Below are 21017 nucleotides of genomic sequence, written 5' to 3'. Positions count from 1 at the left end.
GGCTAAGTAAAAATACGCGATAAATAGTAAGAATATTCAAAATTAGGGGGATTGGCATGGAACTTGCATACTTTCATTAGACATCAAATTTAAAAAGAGGTGATTTTTTGCAGCATTTTTCTATTGCAGCTATACCGGGAGATGGAATAGGACCTGAAGTAATGAAAGAAGGACTCAAAACCTTAAGAAAGATCGAGGAATTGCATGGTGGAATCCGCTTCTCTATTGATGTGTTCGATTGGAACTGCCATTACTATCTTAAGCACCATAGAATGATGCCAGAAAATGGACTGAATACGTTGCGGGATTATGACGTTATTCTTTTAGGAGCCATTGGAACGCCGGAAGTGCCAGACCACATCTCGGTATGGGAACTGATTCTGCCGATTCGCCGGACCTTTCAACAGTATATCAATCTGCGGCCCATCAAGCTTTTGAAGGGATTGGAAAGTCCTTTACGTTACAAGAACCACAGTGATTTAGATTTTATTGTTGTAAGGGAAAACACAGAAGGTGAATATTCAAACATGGGTGGCCGGCTGCACGAAAATACCCCTTATGAAATGGCGGTGCAAAACAATGTATTTACTCGTTATGGAACAGAGCGGGTTATCAACTATGCTTATCAGCTGGCTGAAAAAAGGAAAGCTAAACGGCTGACGGCAGCCACGAAGTCGAACGGAATCAATCATTCGATGCCTTTTTGGGATGAAATTGTGAAGGAGGTCAGCAGTCTGCATCCCTCGGTTCAAACGGATATTTATCATATTGATGCCCTTGCAGCATATTTCATCACTAGACCCGAGCAGCTGGATGTGGTGGTTGGCAGTAACTTGTTTGGGGATATTCTTACGGATTTGGGAGCAGCTATTGTTGGAGGCCTGGGCATGGCTCCTTCTGGGAACATCAATCCGGAAAAAGCCTATCCATCCATGTTTGAGCCTATACACGGATCGGCGCCGGATATTGCTGGCAAAGGAATCGCCAATCCAATCGCCCAAATTTGGAGCATCGGCCTGATGATGGAACACTTGGGCTTTGAAGAGATGAACCATTTGGTTGTTTCGTCCATTGAGGAGGTCTTAATTGAAGGGATGATTGGGACGCCGGATTTAGGAGGAAAAAATAAAACCTTTGAGCTTGGTGATGCAATTCATAAAAAGATGCAAGAAGTAAGCGTGCAGCATAACTAAAGGAGGATGAATCAGTGCGAAGCTTATCATTAGTCGAACAAAACAAAGAATTGCCGTTGTATATTGATGGAGAATACATCAAAACCGAAGAGAGCATTCCGGTTTATCACAAATATACTGGTGAAGTCATTGCGTCAATTTCAAAAGCTGGCCGCCAGCATGTCATCCAGGCGGTAGATGCTGCCGAGAGGAATTTTCATAAAGATTCCCTTACTCCGGTACAGAGGTATGCCATTCTTTTAAAAAGTGCAGATCTTATGGAAAAGCGCAGAGATGAATTCGAACGTTCATTGGTTCAGGAAGTAGGAAAAACAAGAAAGGATGCCAAAGGAGAATTGGATCGCACGATCAATACACTTCGCCTTTCAGCAGAAGAGGCGAAGCGGATTGCCGGAGAGATGGTTCCACTTCAGGCAACAGAAGGCTCTGAAAACCGTATTGGCTTTACGATCAGGGTTCCAAAAGGAGTGATTGGCGTTATCACACCATTTAACTACCCTTTATTGCTTGGTGTACATAAAGTAGCTCCTGCGCTGGCTGCTGGCAATACGATCGTTATCAAGCCCGCAACATCAACTCCTCTTGCGACTTTCATGCTCGTTGATTTACTTGAAGAGGCCGGACTTCCCAAAGGTTATGTCAATATCGTAACAGGTGCAGGAAGTGAAGTAGGAGAGTGGCTCCTGGCTGAGGAACGGATCGCAATGTACACCTTTACTGGTTCCGGGGAAGTAGGAAAACACATCAAGGAAAAAAGCGGGCTGCGCCCCGTTGCGCTTGAACTCGGGAACAACTCACCAAACATTGTCCATAATGATGCAGATTTGGATCTCGCTGCCCGGCTCACGGCCAGCCGCAGCTTCCATAACGCCGGACAAGCTTGCATAGCGGTGCAGCGCCTTTATGTCCAAAAAGAGGTGTTCGAAGAATTTACACAAAAATATGTGGAACATGTTAAACAGTTAAACATTGGAGATCCGGAGAAAGAGGAAACGGATGTTGGACCGATGATTAATGAAAAGGAAGCCATTCGTACAGAAGAATGGGTTCGGGAAGCTGTCAGTCAGGGAGCACGCTCTCTCGTTAAAATTAAAAGGGAAGGGGCACTCTTTCATCCTGCAGTACTGATTGACACAAAGCCTGACATGAAAGTGGTATGCCAGGAGGTGTTTGCCCCAGTCGTCTGTATTGTTCCTTACGACGATGTGCAAGAAGCGTTTGAAGCAGCGAATACATCCGATTACGGGTTGCAGGCCGGGATTTTTACGAAAGATCTTCAACTGGCCATGCGGGCTGCAAAAGTTCTTCAATATGGTGGCGTGGTTATAAATGATGTTTCAACTTACCGCAATGATGTCATGCCCTACGGAGGAATAAAAAATAGCGGAATAGGCAAAGAAGGGCCGCATTATGCCATTCGGGAATTAACAGACGAACGGATGGTGGTGATGAACCTATGAATGTGAATCTGTTGGAAGGGAAAACGGCGGTTGTTACAGGAGCGGGGTCAGGCATGGGAAAGGAAATTGCCAAACTATTTGGAAGCCAGGGAGCCAATATTGTACTGGCGGATTTGAACGAAGATGCTGCCAGAAGTACCGCCGAAGAAATGGAACTGGACAAACGCGTTCTCGTCGTACCGACGAATGTCGCACAGGATGAGAGTGTTCAAGACATGGTCCGGCAGACGACAGAAGCGTTTGGGGACGCACATATCCTGATCAACTGCGCAGGTGTTCCTCAATTCTTTACCCCGATTGAAGAGCTTCAGTTAGAGGAATGGGACAAAATTATGGCTGTAAATACGAAATCCATCTTTTTAACCACACGGCATGTTGTTCCTTTGATGAAACAAAAGCAAGGTGGCGTCATCATTAACATCGCATCTATTGCGGGCGAACGGGCAAGACCGGGGTTAAATGCCTATTGTGCATCAAAAGGTGCAGCCATTATGCTGACAAAAGCACTTGCCCTGGAACTGGCTCCCTATGGTATTCGGGTGAATGCAATCAATCCAGGACCTGCGGAAACTCCTATGCTGGGCCGTTTTTTACCGGGTGATGCACAGAAAGTAGAAGAAGACAAGAAAAAAATCTTTTTGGACAGTGTTCCCCTGGGCAGGCTGATCCAGCCTCACGACATCGCACAGGCGGCATTATACATGTCTTCGGATTTTGCCAAAGCAGTGACCGGCGAAGTGTTAAATGTTGATGGCGGAAGAGGCATTTAGCTCATTCCTAATAAAAAGGGGGAAACAAGGTGAATCAGCCGAACATCTCATTAGAAGAACGCACTACAAAAAAAGTGTTTTGGAGGGTTATCCCATTTATTTTTCTGCTCTATATCATCGCTTTTCTTGACCGTGTGAATCTTGGGTATGCGGCACTGGACATGAATGAAGATCTGGCGCTTGCCAGTTCAACTTTTGGATTAATCTCCGGAATCTTCTTTCTCGGCTATTTCTTATTTGAGATTCCAAGCAACATTTTGCTTCATAAAGTCGGAGCGAGAAAATGGATTGCACGAATCATGCTTAGCTGGGGAGTTGTCGTTATTTTAACCGCATTTGCTCAAAACGCGGGACAGTTGTATGTATTGCGTTTTTTGCTTGGTGTGGCAGAAGCCGGTTTTTTCCCGGGTATTATTTTGTATATCACCTATTGGTTCAGAGGAAAAGAACAAGCCCGTGCATTTGCTTTGTTTATGACAGCGCTTGCGGCATCCAATATCATTGGAGCTCCACTTTCCACATGGATCATGGATCATATTGAGTGGGGCGGTTTGGCGGGCTGGAGATGGATGTTCGTTCTGGAAGGGATTCCGGCTATTCTAATTGGTGTTGTCACCTATTTTTACCTGACCGATCGGCCGCAGGAAGCCAAATGGTTGGACAAAGAGGAGAAGAAATGGCTCATCCAAGAAATCCAGCGGGAGAATGAGCAAAAGTCAAAAGAGGGGCAATTAACTACCAAACAAGTGCTCAGCAACCCTCAAGTGTGGAGGCTTTCTTTTATATATTTCACGCTCGTTGTCGGGTTATACGGTGTCGGCTTCTGGCTTCCCACCATCATCCAATCTTTTTCATCTTTGCTGTCCAACACACAGATTGGTCTGATTTCCATGGTTCCCTATATTGCAGGAGGCTTGTGCATGATTTTCTGGGCGAGGCGTTCAGACAGGACGGGAGAACGAAAGGTGCATACGGCTCTACCTCCATTAATTGGTGCGCTCGGATTAATCGGTTCTGGTTTAACCTCTAATCCGTATGTTTCAATCATCATGCTTTCCATTGCCACCATCGGCATCTATAGTTTTTTTGGACCGTTTTGGTCCCTGCCGGCTCTCTTTTTAACTGAGGCTTCGGCTGCTGTTGGAATTGCGCTGATTAATTCCATTGGAAATTTAGGTGGCTTTGTTGGTCCTTACATGATCGGTTATTTAAAGGATGGCACCGGCACTACAAAATCAGGGTTGTATTTTTTAAGTGTTTGTCTGCTCATTTGTTTTGTACTCGTCATTACAATCAAAAAACACGCCTCCAAAGCAACAGACCTTTCATCCAAAAAGGGGGTGTCCCATGGCGCTGCCGCTGATTCAGGTGAAAAACCTTTCATTTGAATATGCTGTTAATCAAACAAAGATACCAGTGCTCCATGATATTTCGTTTGAAGTGAAGCCTGGCGAATATGTAGTCATCATAGGCCATAATGGCTCTGGAAAATCCACATTATCCAAACACTTGAACGGCATTTTAACTCCAGTTTCGGGAGATGTAGTTGTCAATGGATGGAATACAAAAGAGTGGTCAAGCATGCGGGAGATCCGACAGAAAGTAGGAATGGTGTTCCAACATCCAGACAATCAGATTGTAGCGACCATTGTTGAAGATGATGTGGCTTTCGGACTGGAGAACCTTGAAATCCCTCCTTCTGAAATGAAAGAACGCATCGATTTTGCATTAGCCTCAGTTGGTATGAATGAGTTCCGGAACCGGCCGCCACACTATTTATCCGGCGGCCAGAAACAGCGTGTGGCAATCGCGGGTGTTCTTGCCATGAAACCCGACTGTTTAGTGTTGGATGAAGCAACTAGCATGCTGGATACGCACGGGCGAAATGAAATTCTAAAGGTAGTGAGGAAGCTGAATGACGAAGGCATGGCGATCATTTCGGTTACCCACCATATGTCTGAAGCAGCACAGGCAAGCCGGGTGATTGTGATTGAAAAGGGGAGAATCATCATGGACGGTACTCCCCGTGAGATTTTTCAACAGGAAGAGGAGTTGAAACGGCTCCATCTTGATATCCCGGTTGCGAGCCAGATGGCAAGAAAGGTCCAATCCCATCATCATGATTTCAATGGAACGTTGATTCATAACGACGAGATCGTTAAGGAAGTCGTCAGACTATCACAAAGGGAGGTGCCGGTCATTTGACAGAGCAGCCCATTTTGGAAGTGAAGCACCTTCAACACATTTATATGAAAGGGACCCCGCTTGAGCATCACGCGTTGGCAGGAGTGAGCTTGAAAATAAACAAAGGTGAATGTATCGCCGTCATCGGCCACACAGGTTCGGGAAAATCGACGTTGATTCAACATGTTAACGGGCTGATGAGGCCACAGGCTGGAGATGTAGTTGTAGATGGGATGGATCTTGCCGATCCGAAGATTGATATCAGATTGCTGAGAAGAAAAGTTGGATTGGTTTTCCAAAATCCTGAGGACCAGATCTTCGAAAAGATCATTGGAGATGATATCGCTTATGGTCCCTTTAAAATGGGGCTTCCGATCAAGGAAGTACGAGATCGTGTGAAGTGGGCGATGGAATTGGTCGGACTTTCCTTTGAAGAAATGAAAGACCGGGCCACCTATGCTTTAAGCGGAGGACAAAAGCGAAAAGTGGCGCTTGCGGGAGTCCTTGCATTACGGCCGGATATTCTTGTGTTGGATGAGCCTACTGCCGGCCTTGATCCCCGGTCGCGGAACGAGTTGTTGGAAAGATTGAAGACGCTAAACAAGAAAGAGAACATGACGATCATTTTTGTCTCTCATAACATGGAGGAAGTAGCTTACATGGCCGACCGGATTTATGTGCTTGCCGATGGCAGGAATCTTGTAGACGGCACGCCGGAGGAGGTTTTCGTTGAAGCTGAAAAGCTCAGGGAGCATTATATCGGTACACCTGATACAGTTGAAATTCTGGCGCAATTAAAAGCCAAAGGATTTGCTGTCCGGCAAAATGCGTATCAGCTGGAAGAAGCGGCAAATGAAATCATTGCCTTACTTTAACAAGAGGGAGATGAGGAAAATCGCTGGTTTTGAATTCGAACTAACACGAAACATTACCATTGGCCAATACGTACCGACAGGTTCCATCATTCACCGTATGGATCCACGTATCAAATTAGCAGTGTTTACCCTCCTAGTCATCTCCATGGCCATCTGTGATACTTATGTCGGAAATTTCCTGGCGCTGATGTTCGCATGCCTTTTATTTTATATATCACGAATTCCCATTTCCTATGGTTTATCCGGTGTAAAGCCAGCTATTCCATTTATTTTACTTCTCGCTCTTCTGCAGCTTTTATTTTACAGTGAAGTGGCTTCCGGAGGGGAGGTACTCCTGGATTACGGGTTTATTCACATTACAACAGACAGCATCCGGCTTGTAATTGTATCGGCTCTTCGGTTTATCGAAATTATTTTTATAAGCAGTGTATTGACGCTGAGCACGTCTACTACACAAATCACCCATGGAATGGAGAGTCTTCTTCGTCCGCTGCGAACAGTAAAATTTCCTGTGCATGAATTTGCCCTGATTATCACGATTGCGCTTCGCTTTGTCCCTACTTTTGCCTTGGAAATGGAAAAGATGATGAAGGCTCAAGCGTCAAGAGGTGCAGAATTTGGCACAGGGGCTTGGTGGCGTATCGTTCAGCGTACAAAAGATGTTTTTCCCATTATTATTCCTTTGTTTAATGTGGCCATGTCACGGGCTGAAGATCTCGTGCTGGCTATGGAATCCAGATGCTACGTTCCCGGAAGAGAACGGTCTGTATCCAAAAAGTATAAACCTTCCCGAACCGACTACGCCGCATTAATGTTTTGTATCGCGTTTGCTATCGTGCTGCTTACATTTCCGTTTCCTTATTAAACGGAATAAAAAAAGGAGGGTATTAAAATGGAGAAAGGTCTTACGACACGAAAAATTGTTACGGCTGGTGTATTGGGGGCAATTGCAATATTGCTTGGCGTTACCCGATTAGGGTTTATACCGGTGCCAACTGCAGCAGGCAATGCGACAATCATGCATGTCCCTGCAATCATTGGAGGCGTCATGCAGGGGCCATTTGTGGGGCTTGTCATTGGCCTTATCTTCGGTGTTTCCTCGTTTTTGGATGCCACCATTCCGTTATTTAAGGATCCTCTGGTTGCGATTGTACCCCGATTATTCATTGGAATTACAGCTTATCTTGCTTACCGGTCGTTAAAAGGAATGAATGAAATCACAGCCATTGGAGTAGCTGGCTTTATCGGGGCTGTCACAAACACCCTTCTTGTTTTGCTTATGGCGGTAATCCGTGGGTATATTGCTCCGGGGGTGGCAGTCACCATTGCCCTGACAAATGGTATTCCAGAAGCAATTGTATCAGTAATTATTACACTTGCCATCGTGGTGGCCTGGAAGAAACTTGATCACGGGGCAAATAAGAAATCCAAAATTTCAGGTGAGCTGTAGTGGGAAAAAACTATCAAAATATTACAGATGTACCGGGAATTTCAGTGGGCCATTGTGAAGATCATCAGGCCTATACAGGTTGTACCGCCATATTGTTCGAGCGGGCTGCGGTCTGTGGAGTAGATGTTCGCGGAGCGGCTCCGGGAACAAGAGAAACGGATCTTTTGGATCCTATGAATCTGGTAGATCATGTTCACGCCATATGTTTAGCCGGAGGGAGTGCTTACGGGTTGGACGCGGCAGGCGGTATCATGAAATTTTTGGAGGAGAAGGGAATAGGGCTGGACGTTGGGAGTGGTGTTGTACCTATTGTTCCCTCCGCGGTGCTGTTTGATTTACCAGTTGGAGATGCGGCTGTACGCCCTGACGGAAAAATGGGTTATGAAGCTGCTACACTAGCAAAACGGGGAGACCTGTCCTGGGGAAACGAGGGGGCAGGCTGCGGTGCAACAGTTGGAAAAGTTGCTGGCCTTCATCGAGCTATGAAGGGTGGAATCGGATCTTCATCACGAGTTTTTCCAGACGGATTAGTCATTGGTGCAATTGTTGCCGTCAATGCAGTCGGAGAAGTCAGAGATCCTCGTGATGGAACCGTATTGGCAGGTCCCAGAGATGATCATGGAAAAATTGTGAGCAGTTTGGATTTGATGGTGGATCAAGCATTCATCCCGCTCCTTCCCGGAACGAACACGACAATTGGTGTTGTTGCATGTAATGCCAAGTTAACAAAAAGCCAGGCAGCCAAAGTTGCATCCATGGCCCAAAACGGTTTGGCCCGAACTATTTTTCCGGTGCATACCATGATGGATGGAGATACGATCTTTGCAGCAGCCACTCAGGAACTTGACGCATCTGTTGACCTTGTTGGAACCTTTGCAGCTGAGGTAATGACAGAAGCCGTCGTCGCTGCCATTAAGCATGCAAAAGGAATTGATGGTTTCCCGGCTTATAGGGATTTGGTGAAGGAATAAGAAAGGAGATCTGACTGAATGAATACCACAGCTATTGAATCTGTGCTTCAATATGTTGATAAGAGCGAAGTCGTACAATTGACACAGCAGCTTATAAAAATTCCCAGTGTGTTCAGGCCGGCTGCCGGAGGAACTGAAGAAAACGTTGCTAAATATCTTGTAGATTATTTAAGTAACATGGGTCTGGATGTATTTTATGAGGAGGTAGTGCCTGGACGTCCGAATGTAATTGCCGTCTATGATTCGGGCATATCTGGAAGAACACTTCTATTTGAGGGACATACGGACGTGGTTACCGAAGGAGATCATGAAACATGGAAGCATGATCCGTTTGGAGCTGAAATCGTGGATGGAAGAATTTATGGAAGAGGTTCATGCGATACAAAAGGAAACCTGGCTGCTGCCATTTGTGCAGTACATACGGTAATAAAGTCAGGAGCGAAGTTTAAAGGAAAAATGATATTATGCATTCCGTGTGATGAAGAAGACATGATGATTGGCATTAAGGACTTTATTAAAAATGGATGGGCAGCTGGGGTGGATGGTGCCATTATTTGTGAACCGGAGGAAAACCAGCTTTGTATTTCCCAAAAAGGAGCCATGCGAATTATCTTAAACACATACGGAAAGATGGCACACGGGGCAATGCCGCTTACAGGAATCAATCCAACCACAAGAATGGCGCGATTGATTGTCGCACTTGAGGAACTGGAACAAAAAGAAAAAGAACGGCTTGGGAAACATCCGTTTCTTGGCTACCCGAGCATAACACCGACCATTGTCCAAGGGCCGGTGAAAGGGGATCCACAGATTAATGTGGTGCCTTCACAGTGCATGACCGCCCTGGATATTCGAACCGTTCCCGGTCAGAGTCATGATCAATTAACGCACGAAATAAATGAGATTATTAACCTCTTAAAAAGCCGGGATCCTGATTTCAAAGCGACAATGGAAGTCATTGAAGACCGGCCATGGACGGAGACTCCAAAAGAACATGATCTTGTTCAGTCTGTTGCCCAAGCTTATACCCAGGTTACTGGTAAGGCTCCTGTTTTTAATGGTGTCCCGGGAGCTACAGATGGAACGTTTCTGCATCTGGCAGGTGTACCGATTATTACAACAGGAGCGGGTGACCGGCACATACCGCACCATGCGGATGAATATGTTGAAATCGATCAGCTTATAGAAACCGTACAGCTTTATACTTTATCCGCACTAAATTATTTGAATCAATAACATGGATCCTGCAGCGCCTCTCGTTGCAGGTTTTATTCATAAGGTCATCTGATGAATAAGTTTGATTTTCCGAGCTGCTTCCGCTATTATTCGGTGGATATTACGACTATAAGGAACTTCCATATGCATCTACCCTATGTGCTGCCTGCACAGATGCCTGTCCTGTTAAGATCTGAAAAGATGGCGATGAAGGCATTTGGCCTTGGTGCAGCTTCATCAGCGCTTTATAACATTGGTTCGAAATTTGCACCTTCAGCGATGGGACTGTTCTTAGATAGGAATCACGTTCAGTGAAATGACACTGGCTGAATCTGGGACAGTCGTGCTATACAGCAGCAAGGACATTGGCCGTTCTGTGAGCCTGCTGCCAACTACATACATTGCCATTGAACCCAAGAGCACGATTGTTCCGAGGATGACCCAGGCGGCACAAGCAATCCGTAAGAAAATCCGGTAATTCCGCCGATATTGAAATGAACCTGGTTGTTGGGGTGCATGGACCGGTTAAGGCGGCTTATATTCTGGTAAAAGATAAATGAATAGTAAAAAATGAGAGTATTCACTTGAGAAGAGACTCTCTTTTTTTATGAATGAAATAATTTCACGTACCGTATAATGATATTAAATTAAATAATATAAAATAAATTAAGAATATTAAAAATACCACTCTATGACAAGTGGTATTTTTAAAATCTTGAAAATTGGATTATTTTTACTTTGTTTTTACCTTTACACTTTTGGAAGGTTTACTTTCATTGTGGGTTCGATCCAGTGCTGTTACCACATAGGTATACGTTTTTCCGGCTTCAGCTGTTTGATCAGTATACAAGTACCTTTGATTTTGACTATAGACGGTTGTAAGCATGTGGGACGCATCATCAATGCTGCCTTTTTTATTTCCTTCAAACCGGTAAACGGCATAAGCGGTAGCATCACTGTGTTTATTATGCTTTTCAATCACAAAAGAGACCGTATCATTTATATAACTTATTCCATGTAAGATTGGTGGCTTTGGAGCCTGATTATCGATCCATGGCATGGAAGGAACAAGTGATGGATATTTGTATATATCATTTTTTAAGCGGTCAGCGATGCCCAGCGGGTTTTTACGTAAATCCTTAGCACTGAAATGCATACTCCCTTTAAATTCATCATACGTGCGGTTTAGCTGCAACTGATTGGGCATCTCTTCGGGATTCAGCCAGTTGGATACACCGTTCGTTATTGTATTGATCTTGTAATCAGCTTGTCCAACATACAGCTGGACCGGTTTGTCCTTAACTTCTTTTGCCCACCAATCGAGAAGCTTGGCATAATCTGCGACAGGCAGGCCAATGTTCCAATAAATTTGCGGGGCAATATAATCTATATATCCATTGTTGATCCATGTTCTTGTGTCTGCGTATAAATCGTCGTAATTCGTTTGTCCGGCTGCTGTATCAGAGCCTGTAGGGTCAACAGCTTTGTTGCGCCAAACACCAAACGGGCTTATGCCAAATTTCACATAGGATTTTTCAGATTTGATCGATTCATTCAAGTGCTTTACCAGTTGGTTTACATTATCACGTCGCCAGTCTTCAATATTCGAGAAACGCGAGCTTCCGTATGTTTCGTATGTGGCCTGATCAGGAAATGGAACTCCGGCAATTTTATAGGGATAAAAATAGTCATCCATATGAACCGCATCAATATCATAGTTTTTTACCACTTCCATAATACCGTCAATGATAAACTTCTGGGCTTTAGGAATCCCCGGATTAAAATACAGCTGCTGGCCATAGGGAACGACCCAGTCGGGATGCAGTCTTGCAGGATGGTCTGCCGGCAAGTTTGCTAGATCCGACAGATCTGCTGTTTTGCCTAATGGCATTGTAATGCGGTACGGATTAAACCAGGCATGAAACTCCATATTCCGCTTGTGGGCTTCTTCTACCATAAAAGAGAGGGGATCGTAGCCGGGATCTTTGCCCTGGACACCTGTCAGATATTTAGACCAGAGACCATATTGGGAAGGATAAAAAGCATCAGCAGTCGGTTTAATTTGCATGACCACCGCATTCATGTTCATTGCTTTTTGCTCATCCAGGTACCGCATGAACTCTTCTTTTTGCTGTGAAATGGACAAGCCGGGCTTTGAAGGCCAATCGATGTTGGTTACACTGGCAATCCAGGCTGCACGAAGTTCTTGTTTAGGATATGTTTGTGCCTGATGAGGGGATGATTGAGCATTGACAGCCTGGGTGGAAAGGAGTAAATTGCCGCCAAGAAAAGCAGCAAGCAACAGTGAGCCTGCTTTTTTCTTTGATACCATCACATAACCTCTTTTCCCTATTTTCTATTAAATGGTAATAACAGTATAATTATAGAAGATTCCTAGAGAAATAACCCATTGCTTTTGATTTATTTTTAATGAGGAATAAGTAGGAAGAATTTCACAGATTGTTTATTGCAATCATTCCTACAATGGACACTTGCGGTGTTTGCTTTCCTGGATTATTATAGGAACAAGTGTTCCTGTAAAGCTTATAAAAAAGGATTTAGAGATCGTGTAACGAATTATATGGGTTCAAGGAGGGGAAGTACATGTCATTGAACAACTATGGAGTGTTAAAAGGGAAAATACTAGATTCCAAGTATGGCAGTGATGCCAGTCCTCATTACCAGATCCTTGTTGAGGGGGAAGAACAAACGAAATACCGTGTGGCCGTTAATATTAAGTCACAATCCTACCCTTCGGAAGTATTGTATTTTGTTAGTGACCAATTTCAATCCGAAGATTTGGCCGCATTGCCGAACTTGCCAGCTGGATTTACGGATATAAAAAATAACAATCCGGATATCGCGCTTGATTTTATCCGAGGAAATTTATTTGATCCCAAAAAGATGGTTCCGTTGCCTGCTGACGTTGAGGGACCGGATAATGACCTGAATGAAAAGTTGAGTTTTTACATTGAAAAAGCACAGCAGGAAAAGGCAGTCCTCTATGCATTTGGCCAGCGCTGGGGCCCCGAGAATAACACACCCGATCAGTATTTTGGATTTACACCCGGGAATGGTATCCATGATATCCATATGAACCAGGGCAACGTGGGACGATGGAAACGGGATAATGGAACTTGGCAGGATGGCGGTTTGATGCTTTATTTTGAAGAATCGAATTCGTGGGTAGGAACGTTCCTTGCTTTTCAATCACAGTCCTGGTGCACCGATGATCAAGGTAACGCCGTGCTGCCTGTAGAGAAATGCAATTATTTGAATTATGATCAAGCCAACAGAAAAGCCAAACAGTGATTCATTGCTGTTTGGCTTTTATTTTTTGCGGATAACAGAGGGGGGAACATTCTTTATTTTCTTAAACACCCTTCCGAAATAGGTGATACTGCTGAATCCGACATTCCCTGCAATTTCTGTGATCGAAGCATCAGAGCCCATTAGCATTTTTTCTGCTTCGTTGATTCGAAGCAAATGAAGATATTCAATTAATGTTTTTCCCGTTATTTTCTTAAAGACTTTGCAAAAATGATTGGGGCTTAAATTAACCATCCTCGCAGCTTCTTCAATGCTGATTTCCTGGTTATAGTGTTCCCTCAAGAAATTTAGCAGGCCGGTAAGATGATAAGACTTTTTGGAAAAAGCAGGAGGCTGTTCTTTCAGCTGATGATAATAGCGAAAAATAAGACCAAAAATCCGGAACAGCTCTGCTTTAACCAATAGCTCATAACCGACCTCGCTCTTTTCAAATTCGGTGATCAAACAAGAAATGGAACGGCTGAGTTCATTCGTGTAAACTTCCCCTTTTCTTAAAAAGTTTTGAAGCTTTAATTCATTGTTTAAATAGGGATAAAGATAAAGGCGTTCGGTACAATCAAGGCCCGTGTTCCGAAGCAGGGCATCATTAAACACAATAGCTGCAATCTCAGCCTGGTCAGTCAGCCCCTCTGCGGCATGCAGCTGTTTCGGGTTCACAAAAGCAAGTTCTCCTTTTTCCAGATGGACGAATGTATCATCAATTTGAACCTTTACTTCTCCTTCTTTTATAAAAATCCATTCCATATGATTGTGCCAGTGAAGAGGAAACTTATTGATGAAGAAAATATTAATAGGAAATGTCTTATCCGGAATATATGTTGCTTCCTTTAAATCACTTCTGGTCATAATGTCCTCCTCCATCTATTCATATTTTTCTATTAAGGTAACAGGAATACGGGCGAATGACAACGCTTTCTTCGTCTGTATCTCGTAAGATTGTGCGAATTATGAATAAGATTGTGAATAGCCACAAGAAAGCGCATTCAGTACGATAAAGGCGAAAGGTAAAATTATAGCAATTGAAAAATGAATAGTAAGCATTATATTCAACGGGAGGTTAGAGATATGGAGAAAATACGTATCATTCAAATTGGCTCAGGAGGATTCGGTCAATCATGGCTTGAAGTGGCCATGAAGTATGAACATGTTGAGCTTGTTGCTGTTGTAGATATGATGGAGGAAAACCTGTGGCGAGCGAAACAGATTACTGGTTTACCAGGAGAAATGTTGTTTTCAAGCATTGATCAAGCTTTAGATATTAAGGCCGATGCCGTGCTGATCGTCACTCCGCCACAAACGCATAAAGAGCTGGCGATAAAAGCCATCCAGCGGGGGTTTCACGTGATGATGGAGAAACCTCTTGCACATACGCTTGAAGAAGCAAAGGAATTGCTCAATGTTAAACAAAACCATCATAAACAGCTGATGGTCAGCCAAAATTACCGGTGGAACTCTCCGATCCAAACAGTAAAACAGCTGCTTGATGCGGACAAAATCGGGAGAGTGGAGTGGATGAATTATTCCTTTCAGCGAGCAAGCCACTTTGGAGGCTGGAGAGACCGATATGATCATATCCTCCTGGAAGATATGTCAATCCATCATTTTGATCTGATGAGATACCTGCTGAATAAAAATCCGGTTGAAGTTTACGCACAAAGCTATCGTCCCTCCTGGAGCTGGTTTCAGGGAAATCCGAATGCCCATGTATCGATTGCATTTGAGGATGATGTACATGTCAGTTATATGGGAAGCTGGGTAACAAAAGGAAAGGAAACCCCGTGGAATGGAGAGTTCCGATTGGTCGGAGAAAAAGGGGCCATTGAGCTAATGGAGGATAAAGTTACCTTATATGATTCAAATAATGAAGGACAAGTTGTGCCTTTAGTCGATCTTCCTTATGATGACCGAACGTTGTCAGTGGATCATTTTGTTCAATCCATCATCAGCGGCAATCAGCCTGCCACTTCTATTGAAGATAATATTAAGAGTTATGAGCTCACCTGCGCCGCCATCGAATCAGCTGTTACTCACAAGGTGGTGAATCTGCCATTATCCCTGGTCCAAAACTGATAACATGGCAAAAGGAGGGGTATGAAATGGCAAAAAAACTGTCGGTTTTTATCATTTTATTAGCCTTGATTCTGGTGTTACCTGCCTGTGAAAGTGCAGAAGGCAAACAAGATGGAAAAATTAAATTAACTTGGTGGGATTATTACGGCAGTGAAGCGGCTGTCGCAATGAACAACGCCATTAAAACGTATGAAAAAGCCCACCCGAATGTAGATATCGAACGAATTGAGGTTCCTTTTGGTGAGCTCAAGAAGAAAATTCTACTTGGAGCAGCCGGAGGGGAATTGCCGGACATTCTGATCATTGATAATCCTGACCATCAAATGCTGGCAGAGGCTGGGATTCTGGCCGACCTTACGAAGAGAGTGAAAGTATGGGGACAAGAAAAGAAGTACTTTGAAGGGCCGCTGTCATCGACCGTATATAAAGGGAAAAATTACGGAATACCGCTTGGAAGCAACAATCTTGCCCTCTATTATAATCAGGACCTGTTAAAAGAGGCAGGGATAAAACCGCCAAAAACCTGGGACGAGCTTAAAAACGCAGCAAAGAAATTGACCCATAACGATGTATATGGCATGGCGGTATCGGCGATCAGTCAGGAGGAAGGTACGTTTCAATTTTTGCCATTTGTCTGGCAAGCAGATTCTGACCTGACTCACTTTAATACGCGAGGATCCGTCGATGCAATTTCCCTATGGAAGGAATTGATTGAGAGTAACTCTATGTCCAAAGGAGTTCTAACACAAACCCAGCAGGATGTCGCTTTACAGTTTATCAACGGAAAAACCGCGATGATGGTAAATGGAACGTGGCAAATTCCTGTCCTGGAAAAAGAAAAGAAACTGAATTGGAATGTAGTGGAGCTTCCGGGATACCAGAAAAACAGCACTATTTTGGGCGGAGAAAATTATGCCATCAGCAGTACGTCCAAACACAAAGAGGCAGCATGGAATGTGCTTATGTTTATGCAGGAGAAAGAAAATGCAAAAAAAATTCTCATTCAAAAAGGGAATTTGCCCCCGCGAAAGGATTACATCCAGGATGACTATTGGCAAAAGGATCCCAGACTAAAAACATTTGCCAACAGTATGGAGTTTGCCAAAGCCAGAGCATACGGTGCGTACTATCCTTCCATCTCTGAAGAAATACAAAAAATGATGCAGGAGGTTTTAACGGGAAGCATGCCCGCTGATCGGGCGGTGAAACAAGCAGCCAAAAGGATCAAACCCTATATCACTCAATAGAAAAAGGTGGTGTGACTCATGAATGTAGAAACGGATATTTCTTTGCATCAACGAAACGTCACTATGGAAAGCAGAAAAAAAGAAAAACGAAGAAAGTCGTTGGGTAATTACCTGTTCATTTTGCCAGGTGGGGTCTTCCTGCTATTATTTTTGGTGTTTCCCATCGGCTACAACTTGAAAATTACGTTTGAGGATTTAACAGCGTTAAATATCTTAAAGGAACAATCCTTTGTCGGTCTGGAAAATTACGTTACTGTGATGAAAGATAAAATTTTCCTTCTGTCGTTAAAAAACTCTGTAATATTTACTGGTCTCTGTATCTTTTTTCAATTTACGACCGGCTTTGCCTTTGCTTTATTTTTCAACAAGAAATTTCCAGGAAGGAATGTAATGAGGGCACTCATTCTGATTGCCTGGATGATTCCAATGGTGATTACGGGTACCTTATTTAAATGGATGTTTGCCGGTGACCACGGAATCATTAACCATCTTCTTTTATGGCTGGGAGTACTTGACCAGCCGATTCATTGGCTGATTAATGATCATACTTCATTGTACAGCACCATCATTGCGAACATCTGGATCGGGATTCCGTTTAACATGATCATTTTGCTGGCCGGTCTCCAATCGTTGCCAGAAGAAACCTATGAAGCGGCTAAAGTCGATGGTGCAGGAAAGGTTCGCCAATTCTTTTTCATCACCCTTCCACTTATGAAGCCTACTATTTTGACCTTGCTCGTACTGGGCATTATTTACACCTTTAAAGTCTTTGACATCATATTGATTATGACAGGAGGCGGACCAGTCAACAGTTCAACGGTCTTGCCGTTTTACTCCTATGAAATGGCATTTACCAACTATAATTTTAGCCTTGGCGCCACCATAAATACCATTATGCTCGGTTTATTGGTACTTGTAGCTCTGGTTTATTTATGGCTGGTCAGAAAGGAGGAAAATGTGTAATGAATTCGCTCCTGAAGGTAAATAATAAATATTTTACGACAGTCATTGCTGTCATTTCGACAATCATTTTTCTATTCCCGGTTTACTGGATGGTCACCACATCTATAAAACCGATGTCTGGTATTTTGTCTACCACTCCGCAGATCATCCCTCGCGAGATTCAGTTTCAAGCTTATGTGAAAAATTTTATACAAGATACTGAGATTCTGAGATTCTTTTTAAACAGTGTCATTATTGCAACAGGTTCCATGATATTGACGTTGCTGTTTGCTTCACCCTTCTCCTATGCGCTTGCCCGCCTTGAGTTGAAAGGAAGGGGCTGGATGATTGGATTTCTGCTGGTCGTCCAGATGCTTCCGAACATCATGCTGGCTTTGCCGTTCTTTATCTTGTTTTCTAAACTTCATCTTTTAAACAACTTTATTTCCCTGATCATTGCCAATGCGACGCTTTCCATGCCATTTGCCATACTCGTTCTTCGCCCATTTTTCATGTCCATACCAAAAGGGCTTGAAGAGGCAGCAGTTATTGATGGATGCAACCGCTTTACGGCATTTTGGAAAATCGTCCTGCCGCTGGCAAAACCCGGTCTCCTGACGGTTGGATCTTTCTGCTTTTTACACGCATGGGGGGACTTGCTGTTTGCTTTAATCTTGACCACGGACAAAAGTGTCCGGCCATTAACGGTTCATTTGTATACCTTTGTCGGGCAGTATGGAACCGATTGGAACTCCTTGATGGCGGTGGCAACCGTCTGTGTTATACCGATCATCATTATTTTCATCGCGTTTCAAAAACATATCGTTGGAGGACTGGCCTCGGGGTCTGTTAAATAATTATCAAATCATAAAGGAGAGAGTTCGATGAAATTAGGAGTATTTGCTGTGTTATTTTCAAAAAAGCCGTTTGAAGAAGCTTTGGATTACATAAAGGAAAGTGGGCTGGATACGGTCGAAATCGGAACTGGAGGCTATATTGGTAATGCCCACTGCAAGCCCGCTGAATTGCTGGCGGATAAAGTGAAGTTGAAGGACTTTAAAGACGCACTGGAGTCACGGGGAATTCAGATCAGTGCCCTCAGTTGCCACGGCAACCCGTTGCATCCTAATCAAAATATTTCGCAAGAGCACCATCGGGTCTTTCAGGATACGGTTCGTCTAGCTGAAAAACTGAGTGTTGAACAGGTGGTTACTTTCTCAGGATGTCCGGGTGAATCGGATTTTTCCCTCCATCCTGTTTGGATTACATGCCCTTGGCCGACTGATTTTTCTGAAGTTGTGAATTGGCAATGGAACGAAAAAGTCATTCCGTACTGGAAGGAACAAAATGAATTTCTAAAAGAACATGGCGTAAAAGCAGCCATTGAACCACATCCCGGGTTTGTTGTTTACAATACGGAAACGCTGCTTCGGCTACGAAGAGAATGCGGCGACCAAATTGGCGCAAACTTTGATCCAAGCCATTATTTTTGGCAGGGGATGGATCCGGTCGCCTGCATCCGGGCACTTGGAAGGGAAAAAGCGCTTTTTCACTTTCATGCTAAAGATACAAAAATCGATGGACAAAATCATCCCTTAAATGGTGTACTTGATACAAAGAGTTATAGCGACATTGCCAATCGTTCCTGGGTGTTCCGAACCGTGGGTTACGGTCATGGAGAAGATACTTGGAGGGATATTGTCAGCGCCCTTCAAACGATTGGTTATGACGGGGCGATCAGCATTGAGCATGAAGATGGATTGATGAGTATTGAAGAAGGATTCACAAAAGCAGTAGCCTTTTTAAAGGACAAATTGATTGGAGAAGGAGCTGTTGAAATGTGGTGGGCGTAAACCAAAAGCAGGTAAGAGTAGGTCTGGTAGGCTATAAATTTATGGGAAAAGCGCATTCTCATGCGTACCGTGATGTGTCGTTTTACTTTGATACAAACCCCAAGCCGGTCCTGCAAGCCATTTGCGGACGCAATGAAAAAGACGTGAAAGAAGCGGCCGCCAATATGGGCTGGCGAAGCTATGAAACGGATTGGCGGAAACTTATTGCACGCGATGACATTGATCTCATTGATATTGTTACTCCAAACAACTGTCATGCAGAGATTGCCATTGCAGCTGCGGAAGCCGGCAAGCATGTTTTTTGCGAGAAACCACTGGCTTTGACGCTTGAACAATCTCAACGGATGCTGGATGCGGTAAATAAAAATGGTGTGGTACATATGATCAACCATAACTACCGGTATGCTCCGGCCGTACAGTGGGCAAAAAAACTGATTGATAGTGGCCGGTTGGGTCGAATCTATCATATCCGAGCGACCTATTTGCAGGATTGGATCATGGACCCCGAATTTCCACTGGTTTGGCGATTAAGCAAAGAGGTCTGCGGCTCCGGTGCATTGGGTGATTTGGCAGCACACAGCATCGATCTCGCCCGTTTTTTAGTCGGAGAATTCAAGGAAGTCAGCGGGATGCTGGAAACATTCATTAAAGAACGACCCATCGTGGAGGACAGTTCGGGATTAAGTGGCACAGGAGCATCCGAACAAAAAGGCCCTGTTGATGTAGACGATGCAAGTGTATTCCTCGCCCGGTTTGAAAACGGTGCCATAGGAACGTTTGAAGCGACCCGCTTTGCAGGCGGCAACCGAAACGGAAACCGGCTTGAGATCAACGGAGAAAAAGGATCCATTCGCTGGGACATGGAAAACATGAATAATCTTGATGTCTATTTTCATGAGGATGAAGAAGGACTCCAGGGATTCCGGACCATCAATTGCACTGAAGAGATTCATCCTTATGCCGGCGCCTACTGGCCGGCAGCCCATATCATTGGTTACGAGCACACCTTTACCAATTTGATGGTGGAACTGATGGATGGCATTGACAAAGGATACAGCCCGTTACCGAACTTTGCCGACGGTGTCAGAAACCAGGCGATATTGGAAGCAGTGCAAGAATCGGACCGGACTAAACAATGGGTTTCTCTGTCCGATGTTTTTGAAAAAGCAGAACGAACGATAAAAGTTAAGCAGTAACATACAAAACCCTTTTAATTAACTCTAGTTAAGAGGGTTTTTTTTGACATGCATCTAGATGACAGATAAGTATTTCACAATATACAATTCTTTCACGCTGAACAGAACAGACAGGAGGAAAAAATGAAGTAATTCCCAATGCAGTAATGAACCGAAGCATTAAAAGGTTAAAATTATGTTTGATTATAGGATTGAAGTAAAAGGCACTGAAATTGCGGACAACCTGGAACGTATATTATTGAATGAAAGATTTGGAGTGTT

General features: G+C 43.9%; 19 protein-coding genes and 2 pseudogenes. 19 read left to right on the top strand and 2 right to left on the bottom strand.

The window, feature by feature from the left end:
• Positions 1-107 precede the first annotated feature (107 nt).
• From BLT53_RS07655 to BLT53_RS07600, 12 genes and pseudogenes are all read left to right on the top strand, one after another.
• On the top strand, positions 108-1193 hold the full coding sequence (locus BLT53_RS07655) for a tartrate dehydrogenase (RefSeq protein ID WP_090233896.1): 1086 nt from the start codon (positions 108-110) through the stop codon (positions 1191-1193).
• 14 nt (positions 1194-1207) lie between these two features.
• Positions 1208-2653 carry an aldehyde dehydrogenase family protein gene (locus tag BLT53_RS07650; protein ID WP_244520375.1) on the top strand — a complete coding sequence of 482 codons (1446 nt, stop codon included), beginning with the start codon at positions 1208-1210 and terminating at the stop codon, positions 2651-2653.
• Positions 2650-3423 carry an SDR family oxidoreductase gene (locus tag BLT53_RS07645; RefSeq protein ID WP_090233894.1) on the top strand — a complete coding sequence of 258 codons (774 nt, stop codon included), beginning with the start codon at positions 2650-2652 and terminating at the stop codon, positions 3421-3423. Before BLT53_RS07650 ends, BLT53_RS07645 begins: the two co-directional genes overlap by 4 nt.
• Before the next feature lie 29 nt (positions 3424-3452).
• Complete coding sequence (locus BLT53_RS07640; protein WP_090233893.1) at positions 3453-4811, top strand: MFS transporter; 1359 nt, start codon at positions 3453-3455, stop codon at positions 4809-4811.
• On the top strand, positions 4771-5628 hold the full coding sequence (locus BLT53_RS07635; RefSeq protein ID WP_090233892.1) for an energy-coupling factor transporter ATPase: 858 nt from the start codon (positions 4771-4773) through the stop codon (positions 5626-5628). Before BLT53_RS07640 ends, BLT53_RS07635 begins: the two co-directional genes overlap by 41 nt.
• Positions 5625-6482 (top strand): energy-coupling factor transporter ATPase, encoded by an 858-nt coding sequence (locus tag BLT53_RS07630; RefSeq protein WP_342027846.1) that lies wholly within the window; start codon positions 5625-5627, stop codon positions 6480-6482. The genes BLT53_RS07635 and BLT53_RS07630 overlap by 4 nt, the downstream gene beginning before the upstream one ends.
• Entirely contained in the window at positions 6460-7347 is an 888-nt protein-coding gene (locus BLT53_RS07625) for an energy-coupling factor transporter transmembrane component T family protein (protein ID WP_244520374.1), read from the top strand. Before BLT53_RS07630 ends, BLT53_RS07625 begins: the two co-directional genes overlap by 23 nt.
• A 27-nt stretch (positions 7348-7374) precedes the next feature.
• Positions 7375-7932, top strand: a complete 558-nt coding sequence (locus tag BLT53_RS07620) for an ECF transporter S component (RefSeq protein WP_090233890.1) — start codon at positions 7375-7377, stop codon at positions 7930-7932.
• Complete coding sequence (locus BLT53_RS07615) at positions 7932-8903, top strand: P1 family peptidase (RefSeq protein ID WP_170834270.1); 972 nt, start codon at positions 7932-7934, stop codon at positions 8901-8903. Before BLT53_RS07620 ends, BLT53_RS07615 begins: the two co-directional genes overlap by 1 nt.
• An 18-nt stretch (positions 8904-8921) precedes the next feature.
• Positions 8922-10139 (top strand): M20 family metallopeptidase, encoded by a 1218-nt coding sequence (locus BLT53_RS07610; RefSeq protein WP_170834269.1) that lies wholly within the window; start codon positions 8922-8924, stop codon positions 10137-10139.
• A gap of 74 nt (positions 10140-10213) precedes the next feature.
• Positions 10214-10427: pseudogene (locus tag BLT53_RS07605) on the top strand (amino acid dehydrogenase); the annotation flags it as partial.
• Positions 10414-10678, top strand: a pseudogene (locus BLT53_RS07600) (LutC/YkgG family protein); the annotation flags it as partial. The pseudogenes BLT53_RS07605 and BLT53_RS07600, both read left to right, overlap by 14 nt.
• Positions 10679-10851: 173 nt before the next feature.
• On the opposite strand, the gene BLT53_RS07595 reads toward BLT53_RS07600, so the two are convergent.
• Positions 10852-12450 carry a glycoside hydrolase family 10-like protein gene (locus tag BLT53_RS07595; RefSeq protein WP_090233889.1) on the bottom strand — a complete coding sequence of 533 codons (1599 nt, stop codon included), beginning with the start codon at positions 12448-12450 and terminating at the stop codon, positions 10852-10854.
• 272 nt (positions 12451-12722) lie between these two features.
• Between BLT53_RS07595 and BLT53_RS07590 the strand changes: the two genes are divergently transcribed.
• Positions 12723-13430, top strand: coding sequence for a YukJ family protein (locus BLT53_RS07590; protein ID WP_090233887.1), 708 nt, complete (start codon positions 12723-12725; stop codon positions 13428-13430).
• Between the two features lie 18 nt (positions 13431-13448).
• Here the strand turns inward: BLT53_RS07590 and BLT53_RS07585 are convergent, their stop codons facing one another.
• Positions 13449-14294 carry an AraC family transcriptional regulator gene (locus BLT53_RS07585; RefSeq protein ID WP_170834268.1) on the bottom strand — a complete coding sequence of 282 codons (846 nt, stop codon included), beginning with the start codon at positions 14292-14294 and terminating at the stop codon, positions 13449-13451.
• A 219-nt stretch (positions 14295-14513) separates the two neighbouring features.
• Between BLT53_RS07585 and BLT53_RS07580 the strand changes: the two genes are divergently transcribed.
• The 6 genes from BLT53_RS07580 to BLT53_RS07555 are packed head-to-tail and all read left to right on the top strand — an operon-like array spanning position 14514 to position 20756.
• Positions 14514-15518, top strand: coding sequence for a Gfo/Idh/MocA family protein (locus BLT53_RS07580; RefSeq protein WP_170834267.1), 1005 nt, complete (start codon positions 14514-14516; stop codon positions 15516-15518).
• A gap of 26 nt (positions 15519-15544) precedes the next feature.
• A complete protein-coding gene (locus BLT53_RS07575; RefSeq protein ID WP_090233883.1) occupies positions 15545-16765 on the top strand; it encodes an ABC transporter substrate-binding protein in 1221 nt (406 codons plus the stop codon).
• Between the two features lie 18 nt (positions 16766-16783).
• Positions 16784-17728 (top strand): carbohydrate ABC transporter permease, encoded by a 945-nt coding sequence (locus BLT53_RS07570; protein ID WP_244520373.1) that lies wholly within the window; start codon positions 16784-16786, stop codon positions 17726-17728.
• A complete protein-coding gene (locus BLT53_RS07565; protein ID WP_090233882.1) occupies positions 17728-18564 on the top strand; it encodes a carbohydrate ABC transporter permease in 837 nt (278 codons plus the stop codon). Before BLT53_RS07570 ends, BLT53_RS07565 begins: the two co-directional genes overlap by 1 nt.
• A 27-nt stretch (positions 18565-18591) precedes the next feature.
• Positions 18592-19560 carry a sugar phosphate isomerase/epimerase family protein gene (locus BLT53_RS07560; protein ID WP_090233880.1) on the top strand — a complete coding sequence of 323 codons (969 nt, stop codon included), beginning with the start codon at positions 18592-18594 and terminating at the stop codon, positions 19558-19560.
• Positions 19551-20756, top strand: a complete 1206-nt coding sequence (locus BLT53_RS07555) for a Gfo/Idh/MocA family protein (protein WP_090236765.1) — start codon at positions 19551-19553, stop codon at positions 20754-20756. The genes BLT53_RS07560 and BLT53_RS07555 overlap by 10 nt, the downstream gene beginning before the upstream one ends.
• The last annotated feature ends 261 nt before the right edge of the window (positions 20757-21017 follow it).

The sequence above is a fragment of the Fictibacillus solisalsi genome (genome assembly GCF_900103485.1).
Lineage (GTDB): Bacteria > Bacillota > Bacilli > Bacillales > Fictibacillaceae > Fictibacillus_C > Fictibacillus_C solisalsi.
The sequence above is the reverse complement of the archived record's forward strand: the minus strand, read 5'-3'. Positions and strand labels throughout refer to the sequence as shown.